Source organism: Microbacterium sp. NPDC058389 (genome assembly GCF_042722305.1).
Taxonomy (GTDB): Bacteria; Actinomycetota; Actinomycetes; order Actinomycetales; family Microbacteriaceae; genus Microbacterium.
In genome coordinates, this window is sequence record NZ_JBHXJQ010000005.1 from 188,194 (window position 1) to 198,047 (window position 9,854).

Consider the following 9,854-nt stretch of genomic DNA (forward strand, 5'->3'; position numbering starts at 1 on the left):
GCCATGACCGTCGAGAACGTGCTCTCCGCCCCGACGCGGACCATCGAGCCGCGCGACCCCTTCCTCGAATCGTTCACCGACCCCGATGCCGATCCGGCGGGCGGCCCCGCCGCGGCCGCCCTCGAAGAAGAGCGCAGGGATGCCGCCACCCGCCGCATCTCGTTGCGCCCGGTCGTCACGGTCCTGAAGCAGCCGACGCTCGTGCTGTCGATCCTCGTGCTCGCGCTGGTGACGCTGTGGGCGGTGGCGCCTTCCTGGTTCACGCCGTGGGACCCCATCGAGGGCGTCCCGCAGGACCGGCTGCTGCCGCCCAGCGCCGCCCATCTGTTCGGCACCGACAACCTCGGCCGCGACCTGTACGCCCGCGTCGTCTACGGATCGGCGACCTCACTCGCCGCGACGAGCATCGCGGTCGTCGTGGGGCTGGCGGTCGGGTCGTTCTTCGGACTGCTCGCCGGATTCCTGCGCGGCATCGTGGACGACGCGATCATGCGCTTCATGGACGTCCTGCTCGCCATCCCGAGCCTGCTGCTCTCGCTCGCGCTCATCACCGCGCTCGGCTTCGGCACGCTGAACGTCGCCATCGCGGTCGGGCTCGCGAGCGTGGCATCCTTCTCGCGCGTCATGCGTGCCGAGGTGCTGCAGATCGCCACCGCCGTCTACGTCGAGGCGGCCCGCGTGTCGGGGGTGCGCTGGTACACGGTGCTGCGGCGGCACGTCCTGCCCAACGCGTCGGGCCCGGTCGTGGCTCTGGCCGCACTCGAGTTCGGCGTGATGGTGCTCGCGATCTCGTCGCTGTCGTTCCTCGGCTTCGGAGCGCCACCGCCCACCCCGGAGTGGGGATCGCTCGTGTCGGGCGGGCGCGACTACCTCGCCGTGGCGTGGTGGCTGACCACCCTCCCCGGTCTCGTGATCGTGGCCGTCGTGCTGTCGGCCAACCGCATCTCGCGTGCGCTCGAACGCGATGGGGGAATCCGATGACCGCCCTGCTGGAGGTCTCCGGCCTGTCGGTGTCGTACACGCTCGACGGCCAGGCCCGCCCCGCCGTTCGCGACGTGAGCTTCACCGTCGACCGCGGCGAGGTCGTCGCGATCGTGGGCGAGTCGGGCTCGGGCAAGAGCACCACCGCGCACGCCGTGATCCACCTGCTCGCGGGCAACGCGTCGGTGGATGCGGGCACGATCTCGTTCGACGGCGTCGATCTCACCGGTCTGTCGCGCCGCGCCTGGCGTGAGGTGCGCGGCCGCCGCATCGGCCTCATCCCACAGGATCCGACGACGAGCCTCAACCCGGTCAAGCGCGTGGGCCGCCAGGTGGGGGAGCCGCTCGTGATCCACGGCCTCGCCACTCGTCGCAGCGCCGCCGCGCAGGCCGTCGAACTGCTGCGCCTCGCGGGCATCGGCGAACCCGAGGCGCGGGCCCGCCAGTTCCCGCACCAGTTCTCGGGCGGGATGAAGCAGCGTGCTCTGATCGCGGCGGCGCTGGCTGCCGAGCCGCAGCTCGTGATCGCTGACGAGCCCACCAGCGCGCTGGACGTCACGGTTCAGAAGCAGATCCTCGACCATATCGACACGCTCGCTTCGACGCTCGGGACGTCGGTGCTGCTCATCACCCACGACCTGGGGGTGGCCGCCGACCGCGCGGACCGCATCATCGTGATGCAGAACGGCAGCATCGTCGAGACCGGGCCCGCGCGCGAGGTCCTGCAGCATCCGCAGCACCCGTACACCCGAGCGCTCATCGCCGCGGCCCCGGGCCTGCGCGGCGCCGACGGCGTCTCGGCGCGCACGACCGACCGCGGCGAGCGACCGGCGCCCGCCGCCGAGCAGCCGGCGCTCCTGGAGGCGACCGGATTGCGCAAGGAATTCCCGCTGCCGGGACGCGACAGGCTGGTCGCGGTCGATGATGTGTCGTTCCGGATCGACCGTGCAGAGACACTCGCCATCGTGGGGGAGTCGGGATCCGGCAAGAGCACCACGGCGCGGCTCGCGCTGCGGCTGGAGCGGCCCACGGCGGGCGGCATCCGCTTCGACGGCAACGATCTCGTCGAGGCGAGCCGTGAGGAGCTGCGCGCGCTGCGTCGGCGGTTCCAGCTCGTGTACCAGAGTCCCTACGCGTCGCTCGACCCGCGCTTCACGATCGCCGACGTGATCGACGAGCCGCTGCGCGCATACGGCGTCGGACGGGCCGAGCGGGTCCGCCGTGTGAGCGAGCTGATCGACCAGGTGGCGCTGCCGGCAGGTACCGGTCAGCGCCGCCCCGCACAGCTGTCGGGCGGACAGCGCCAGCGGGTGGCCATCGCCCGTGCGCTGGCGCTGCGGCCCGATCTGGTCGTGCTCGACGAGGCCGTGTCGGCACTGGACGTATCGGTGCAGGCCCAGATCCTCGATCTGCTCGCGGAGGTGCAGCGCGACGTCGGGGTGTCGTACCTCTTCATCAGCCACGACCTCGCCGTGGTCCGCGAGATCTCGGACCGTGTCGCCGTGATGCAGAGTGGCCGCATCGTCGAACAGGGCGCCACGTCCCAGGTGCTGCACGCGCCACGCGAGGACTACACGCGTCGTCTCATCGAGGCGATCCCGGGCTCGACGCCGTCGCGGCGGGCTGGTGCGGCACTCGTGGGCGAGCCGGGATGAGCGCCGCGCTCATCCCGGCCGCGGGCATCATCCTGGCCGGCACGTTCCCCGAGGGCGACCCCCGCGACGGCCTGGAGACGACCCTCCGGCTGTTCACGCTCGCCGAGGAGCTCGGCTACGACGTCGCCGGCATCCGTCAGCGTCATCTCGAACGCGGTGTCTCTGCGGCACTGCCCTTCCTCGCCGCCGCGAGCCAGCGCACGCGCACCATCCGCTTGGAGACGGACGTCGTGCCGCTCGGATATGAGACGCCGTTCCGGCTTGCCGAGGACTTCGCGACCGTCGACGCCCTCTCGGGCGGGCGGGTCAACGTCGGCATCAGCACGTCGGCGCCCCACGGCGATCTGCTCGCCGACCTCGGAAGAGGGGATGCCGCGACGGCCGCCGATCCCTACACGCTGATCGATCGGTTCCTGGTGTCGCTGGAGGGGCACCCGCTGGCACAGGACGAGCTCTCGACCCCATACGGACCGCAGATCCCGCGTGTCCAGCCGCACGTCGCCGGGCTGCGTGACCGGGTCTGGCTGGGCGGCGGATCGCTGCGGTCCGTGCGCTGGGCCGCTGAGCGGGGACTGAAGCTACTGCTCGGCAACGTCGGCGACGGCGAGGCCGCCGCCACGTTCGAGGCCGCGCAGCGGGTGCACATCGACGCCTACCTCGCCGAGTTCCGCGGCGACGAGGCACGTGTCGGCGTCGAACGCGTGATCGTCCCGACCGACTCGGCGACCGCGACGCAGCGCGCGCACTACGCCGCTTACGTCGCCGCGCGTGACGAGCGCACCGCCCAGCCGGTGTCGCTCGGAGGCCGCACCGTCGTCTTCCAGCGCGATCTGCACGGCACCGCCGAGCAGATCGCCGCGCGCCTGGCGGAGGACCCGACGTTCGATGGCCGCACCGAGCTGAGGGTCGCGCTGCCCTACGGCTTCGACGAAGACGAATACCGCCAGATCCTGACCGACATCCGCGCCGCCGTCCTGCCGCTGGTGGGCTGGCAGCCCGCACTGACACCGGCCCACGCCGTCTGACACCGAGGAGGACCCATGACCACGACACTCGACACCGAGCTCGACCGCGCCCAGTTCGGCCGCGATTGGGAGGACTGGCATCGCGCACATGAGACGCGTCGCGCCGATGGCCTCGGATTCTTCGCGATCACCGGGCTGCATTGGCTCGGAGCCGACCCGGTCAGGCTTCCGGACGCCCCCGGCACATGGCGGCTGGGCGCAGCCGGTGTCGTCGTCGAGCTCGCCGACGGCGAGAGCCTGACGCTCGACGGCGTGACCCTCACCGGGCGCCATGCCTTCGGCGAGCTGCCCGAGCGCACCAGCATCACGCCGACGTTCACCGACGGCGAGGTCGCGGGCGCGGTCGAGATCGCCCAGCGCGGCGGCCACACGATCCTGCGCCCGCGCCGGTCGGACCACCCGTTCCTCGCAGAGTACGCGGGGACTCCGACCTACGTCCCCAACCCGCGCTGGCGGGTCGCGGCACGCTTCCGCCCGTTCGAGGCGCCTCTGCCCACAGAGGTCGGTGCGGCCGTCGACGGGCTGACGCACGTCTATGACGCGCCAGGGGTGCTGGAGTTCTCGTGGCGAGGCGAGGAGTTCACCCTCATCGCGTTCGAGGGCAAGGGCCCCGGCGACCTGCTGGTGCTTTTCACCGACGCGACGAGCGGGCTCACCACGTATGCCGCGAACCGGTCGGTGGGGGTGGACGCGCCCGACGCGGACGGCTGGACCGTCATCGACTTCAACCGCGCGGTCAACCTGCCGTGCGCGTACACCGACTTCGCCACCTGCCCGCTCCCGCCGGCGGGCAACCGGCTGCCGGTCGGGATCGAGGCCGGCGAGAAGACACCGCTCGCGCGCGTTCGCTCGGGCGACGCCCTCGTCGCTCCGGGGCTGCGCGCATGAGGTTCCAGCTGCTCGACATCGTCCCGTACCGCGCCGACCCGATCACGGGGCGACAGGCGTCGCCCTCCGACCGGTTCGCCGAGACGCTCCGGCAGGCGATCCGCGCCGAAGAGCTCGGATTGGATGCCGTCGCCATCGGCGAACGGCATGCGGGACACTTCATCTCGTCGTCGCCGACCGTGCTGCTGGGAGCCGTCGCGGCACAGACGAGCCGCATCCGCCTCAACTCCGGGGTGACGGTGCTCTCCGTCCTCGACCCGGTGCGCGTCGCGGAGGACTACGCCACGATCGATCAGCTGTCGGCCGGACGACTCGACCTGACGATCGGCAAGGGCAACGAGGTCGCCCAGTTCCCGCTGTTCGGCCTCGACATCGACGATCAGTGGGAACTGCTCGCCGAGAAGTACGAGCTGCTGCGGACGCTGTGGCGCGAAGAGGACGTCACGTGGCCCGGGACCGCGTTCACACGGGCCTTGACGGGGGTCACGACGCTGCCACGACCGTTCGACGGCGCACCCCGGGTGTGGCACGGCTCGGCGACGACGCTGTTCTCGGCCGGGCTCGCTGCGCGCTACGGCGATCCGCTGTTCAGCGCGAACGCGATCCAACCGCTCGAGAACTACGGCGTGCTGGTGGACCACTACCGCGCCGAGTACGTGCGCCACGGACACGACCCGGCGGCCGCCTTCGTGGCAGCGGGGTCGGGGGCCCTGTTCATCGCCGACACCACCCAGGAGGCGATCCGCGAGTACGGACCGGTGTACAACGCGATCGTCGCCGCCACGAACGTGCCCGGCAACAACACACCCTTCCGCGACATCGAGCACGCTGTCGCGGAGGGCCCCGCGCTCGTCGGCACACCGCAGCAGGTGATCGACAAGATCGCGCGGTTCCACGGTCGCCTCGGCCATGATCTGCAGTCGATCAGCCTGCCGACGACGGTGCCCTTCGACCGCCAGCTCGACATCCTGGAACGTTTCGCGCTGGAGGTGGCCCCGGTGCTGCGCCGAGAGTTCCCGACCGCACTGTGGACGGACGCCGACCCGCTGGGGCACCGCGCCCGGGAGTTCGCAGCCGCATGACCTCGCAGAGCGCGGGCACCGCGCGGACACCGCGCGCGCGGCCCGCGCTCTGGGCGTGCCTGGCAGCCGGGTTCGCCACCCTGTTCGATGCCACCGTCATCACCTACGCCGCGCCCGCCGTGAGCAGTTCGCTGGGCGGCTCGACGGCGGGCACGCAGTGGCTGCTGGCCTCGTTCTCGCTGACGTTCGGGCTCGGTCTCATCCCGTCGGGCCGGCTGGGGGACGTCTACGGCCGACGGCCGCTGTTCCTGCTCGGACTGGGCATCTTCCTCGTGGGCGGTGTCGCCGCCGTCGCCGCTCCGACGATCGTGGTGCTGGTCGCCGCCCGGTTCGTACAGGGGCTCGGCGCCGGCGTCATCAGCGCCCAGGTGCTCGGGGTGATCCAGGACCTCTTCGCGGGCGCCGCCCGGCTGCGCGCGCTCGCCGCGTACACAGCCGTCGGCGGGTGTGCCGGCGTGCTCGGCCCCGTACTGGCGGCGGTGCTGCTGGGCGCGGTCGGCGCCGACGCGGCCTGGCGCCTCGTGCTGCTGACGCCGCTGCCGCTGGTGGTGGCGGCGCTCGTCCTCGGATGGCGAGGGATGCCGGCGGCCCGGCACGCACGTGCGACGCGGGTCTGGCTCGATCTGCCCGGAATCGTGCTGCTGTGCCTGATCGTCGTCGCGCTGACGCTTCCCGTCGTCGAGCCCGGGCTGTCGGGGGCCGCGGGCATCGGCGTCGTGGTCGCTGCGGCGGGGCTTGCCGTCGTCCTGGTGCTCTGGGAGCGCCGGTACCACCGCAGCGGCCGCCTGCCGCTGTTCGCCCCGGCGCTCGTGCGCTCGCGGGGGTTCGTCGTCGGCAACATCGTCGCGCTGCTGTGGTTCGGAAGCGGCATCGCCGCGAGCTCGGCGGTCACCCTGTACTTCCTGCAGTCGCCGGCGTTGTCGGCCCTGCTCATCGCGCTGGTCTTCGCGCCAGGAGCACTCGCCCGGGTCGGCGGCTCGCTGGTGAGCCTGCCGGTGGTGCGCCGTCTGGGCGCGTCCGCGACCGTGTGGATCGGCCTGGGGCTGCAGGCGACGCTGTTCGCCGGGCTCGCGATCGCCGCACCGCAGCTCCCCGACGGTGCGCTGTTCGTCGTGGCGGCGGCGCAGATCGGCCTGGGCGTCGGCGGCGGGCTCGTGGAGCCGGTCGTGCGGGCATCGACGCTGTCATTCGCGCCGCCTGAGCTGCACGGTGTCGCCGCGTCGTTCCTGCAGCTCACGCAGCGCCTGGCCGCGACCTTCCTTGTCGCGCTGGCCGCCGGCATCCTGCTCACCTCCACCGGAGTGTCCACGGCCGGGACCCTGCAGACCGCCCTCGCCACGTGCGCACTGGGTTCACTGGTCGCCGTGCTCGCCTCGCTCGATCCCGCCTTCCGCCGTGCGGGGGCCAGGGATGCCGGCACGCCGCTGCCGCGGGTGCCCGTGGGCAGCGCGGCCGACGGGTGACGTCTCGCCGCGCTCAGCCGACGGGGATGAGGGCGGCGACCACGGCGACCGCCGCCGCGATCGCGAACGCCAGCACCGTGATGAGCAGCGCCTTGCGCTGATCCTTCTTGCGGAACTCCGCCTCGTACACGGTCTCTTCCGAGCCGAGCTCGCCGAAGTTGTACAGTCCGCGCGAGGCGAATCCGACGCAGAAGTGGAACGCCGCCTGCAGGAAGCCCTGTGCCGAGAGGAAGACCGGCAGCGCCACGAGCAGCCGCCACGGCGCCGCCCATCCCAGCGCGAACGCGACGGCGAGGAAGACGACGGCGATGGCCAGCCCGAGCCAGCCCGACATCCGCCGCTTGCGGATCTCGACCGGTCCGATGTTGCACACGCCGGGCTGGTAGACGGCTGCCTTGGTCATGGTGCCATTGTGGCCCCGCTGCCGACCGTGGTCACGATGCCGGAACGAGCTCCTTCTCGAAGCACTGCGAGAACGTGAACGCGCGGTAGGGCTCGAAGATCGGGATCGGCCGGTAGCCGATGCGCTCGTACAGCGCGACCGCGTCGTGCTGCCGGTCACCGGTCTGCAGGATCAACCGATTCACACCGCGGTCCTGGGCGATGCGCTCCAGCTCGGCGAGCAGTGCGCGACTGGCGCCGATGCCCCGAGCCCGTGGCTTGACGAACACCCGCTTGACCTCCAGGTCGCGGGTGCCGTCGTGCGCAAGGTCCCGCAGCGCCGCGTGGCCGACCGCGTCGCCGGTCTCGTCGACCACGAGCACGGTCGCCACGATCGAGTCGGGACGCACCACGAATGTCTGCCCCGCCTCGTCGCCGAGCTCGGCGGCTGCGGCGGCGAGCCGGTCCGCATACCGGGGCGAGACCTCTGCGTCCATCTCCTCGCGCAGCGCCGACGCGCGGGGATCGTCCCACGCGACGGTCTCCAGTGTCCAGGACCGGTGACGCGCAGGAGCCGGGGCGGGTTCGGGCGCGAGGTCGTAGCCGAACGACAGCAGCTCGATGAACCGGCCGGGCTCGACCTCCTTGACGCCCTCGCGCTCGGGAAGCCGCTCGAATCCGAGCTTCGCGTACAAGGCGTGGGCGCCGACCATCTCGGGGCCGCTGTTCATCACCACGCGATGCGACCCACGTTCGCGAGCCAGATCGATCACGTGCCGGGTGAGAGCCTCGCCGATGCCGCGTCCGCGTGCCGACGGCGCCACCGCGAGCTGCCGGAAGTCGGTCTCGCCGGGTCTTGCCACGTCGGCCAGCGGCCGGTTGGGACGCGAGACCCAGACCGTGCCGAGGATCTCGCCGGCATCGGTGGCGGCCACCCACACGTCACCCGACCGCACGCGTCCCGCCACGTCGCGCAGCGACGCCACATACTGCTCCGACAGCTCGCCGTAGCTCGACAGGTACGCCTGGGCGGTCACCTCGCCCGCCCGCTCGTATTCTTCGGTGCGCACGAGCCGGATGGTCCAGTCTGGTGCGGATGCCGTCTGCGGTGCCCGGTCGTCGGCGACAGTTCCCCATGCCTCGGCGAGCAGTTCGTACGAGCGGACCCGGTCTGCGGCGTCATGCGTGACTGTCGTGACGAGCAGCTCGTCGGCACCGGTCACGCGCTGCAGGGTCTCCAGGCGCTGCACGACGGTCTCGGGAGAGCCCGCGAACTGAGTGTCCAGGCGGTCACGGACGACGGCGAGCTCCTCGTCGGTGAGCGGGTCGGCGGCGGCCTCGTCGGGCGAGGGGAACGGGACGGCGCCCTGGCCGGCGCGGATGCTGTGCACCCATCGACCGTAACCCGCTGCGAGCCGTCGGGCTGCGGCATCCGTCTCGGCGACCACGGCATCGACCGAGACGACCACGTACGGCTCGGGAATGAGCCCTGGCCGGAAAGCGGCGCGGTACTCGGCGATCGCGTCGAGGACGAAACCGGGAGCGACGTGGTAATTCGCGCCGAAGGGCAGACCTCGCTCGCCCGCCAGTCTCGCACTCGGCCCGGCGGTGGAGCCGTGGATCCACACCGTGACATCGGCCCCCTCGGCGGGCGTCACGTGGATCGGCAGGTTCTCCGGCGGAGCGTAGGTCCCGTCGAAGAACGACAGGATGTCCGCCACGTCGTCGGCGAACCGCTCGCCGTCGGCCTCGCTGCGACCGAGCAGGCGTGCCTGGACGACGAAGCGCTCCGAGTCGAACCCGGCGAACGGACGTGCGGCGGGCAGGAGCAGACCGTCGACGATCCGGTCCTGCGCTGTCGCGGGTGGAGGAGTCTGTGCCGCGCTGCGGGACCCTGACCGGCCGATGCCCAAGTCGAAGCGACCAGGATGCAGCTGGGCGACGACCCCTGCCGCCTCGGCGACCTGCGCGGGGGAGTAGTTGCCGATGATCGTCGCGGCGGTGCCGATGCGGATGTCTCGGGTCGCCGCGGCGACAGCGGCCAGCAGCACGTGCGGGGCGGCGCCGGCCACGCCGGGATTGAAATGGTGCTCGGCGACCCAGTAGCGCCGGTAGCCGAGTCGTTCGGCGGTGCGGGCGAGGTCGATGCTGGCGCGCAGGCCGTCGGCCGGCGTCTGTCCGGTGCCGAACGGCGAGAGATCGAGGACGGAGAGCGGGACGCGGGACATGGGATCTCCTGGGTGCGGGGGACGGCGGACGCGGCGGAGCCGGGGGGGGGCGGGGGGCCCCCCCGGGGGGGGGTTGAAGGGGGGGGGGGGCCCCGCGGGGGGTTTAAGGGACCAATAACCCCCACACAAAAAAAGCCCCCCAACACAAGCA

8 protein-coding genes are annotated in these 9,854 nt (G+C 72.1%); 6 read left to right on the top strand and 2 right to left on the bottom strand.

Annotated elements, in window-relative coordinates; genetic code table 11:
• Positions 1-3 precede the first annotated feature (3 nt).
• From ACFWJ8_RS09320 to ACFWJ8_RS09345, 6 genes are read left to right on the top strand one after another with little or no spacing between them, the layout of a single operon-like run.
• Positions 4-981 carry an ABC transporter permease gene (locus ACFWJ8_RS09320; protein ID WP_378810828.1) on the top strand — a complete coding sequence of 326 codons (978 nt, stop codon included), beginning with the start codon at positions 4-6 and terminating at the stop codon, positions 979-981.
• Positions 978-2,636 (top strand): dipeptide ABC transporter ATP-binding protein, encoded by a 1,659-nt coding sequence (locus ACFWJ8_RS09325; protein ID WP_378810829.1) that lies wholly within the window; start codon positions 978-980, stop codon positions 2,634-2,636. The genes ACFWJ8_RS09320 and ACFWJ8_RS09325 overlap by 4 nt, the downstream gene beginning before the upstream one ends.
• Positions 2,633-3,661: an LLM class flavin-dependent oxidoreductase gene (locus tag ACFWJ8_RS09330; RefSeq protein WP_378810830.1), complete on the top strand. Its 1,029-nt coding sequence runs from the start codon at positions 2,633-2,635 to the stop codon at positions 3,659-3,661. The genes ACFWJ8_RS09325 and ACFWJ8_RS09330 overlap by 4 nt, the downstream gene beginning before the upstream one ends.
• A 15-nt stretch (positions 3,662-3,676) precedes the next feature.
• Positions 3,677-4,549 carry a DUF1684 domain-containing protein gene (locus ACFWJ8_RS09335; RefSeq protein WP_378810832.1) on the top strand — a complete coding sequence of 291 codons (873 nt, stop codon included), beginning with the start codon at positions 3,677-3,679 and terminating at the stop codon, positions 4,547-4,549.
• A complete protein-coding gene (locus ACFWJ8_RS09340; protein WP_378810834.1) occupies positions 4,546-5,631 on the top strand; it encodes an LLM class flavin-dependent oxidoreductase in 1,086 nt (361 codons plus the stop codon). The genes ACFWJ8_RS09335 and ACFWJ8_RS09340 overlap by 4 nt, the downstream gene beginning before the upstream one ends.
• The gene (locus ACFWJ8_RS09345; protein WP_378810836.1) at positions 5,628-7,094 is read left to right on the top strand and encodes an MFS transporter; all 1,467 of its coding nucleotides are present in this window, start codon (positions 5,628-5,630) and stop codon (positions 7,092-7,094) included. The genes ACFWJ8_RS09340 and ACFWJ8_RS09345 overlap by 4 nt, the downstream gene beginning before the upstream one ends.
• A gap of 13 nt (positions 7,095-7,107) precedes the next feature.
• Here the strand turns inward: ACFWJ8_RS09345 and ACFWJ8_RS09350 are convergent, their stop codons facing one another.
• Entirely contained in the window at positions 7,108-7,497 is a 390-nt protein-coding gene (locus tag ACFWJ8_RS09350; RefSeq protein ID WP_378810838.1) for a hypothetical protein, read from the bottom strand.
• 31 nt (positions 7,498-7,528) lie between these two features.
• Positions 7,529-9,703, bottom strand: a complete 2,175-nt coding sequence (locus ACFWJ8_RS09355; protein ID WP_378810839.1) for an LLM class flavin-dependent oxidoreductase — start codon at positions 9,701-9,703, stop codon at positions 7,529-7,531.
• Between the last annotated feature and the right edge of the window lie 151 nt (positions 9,704-9,854).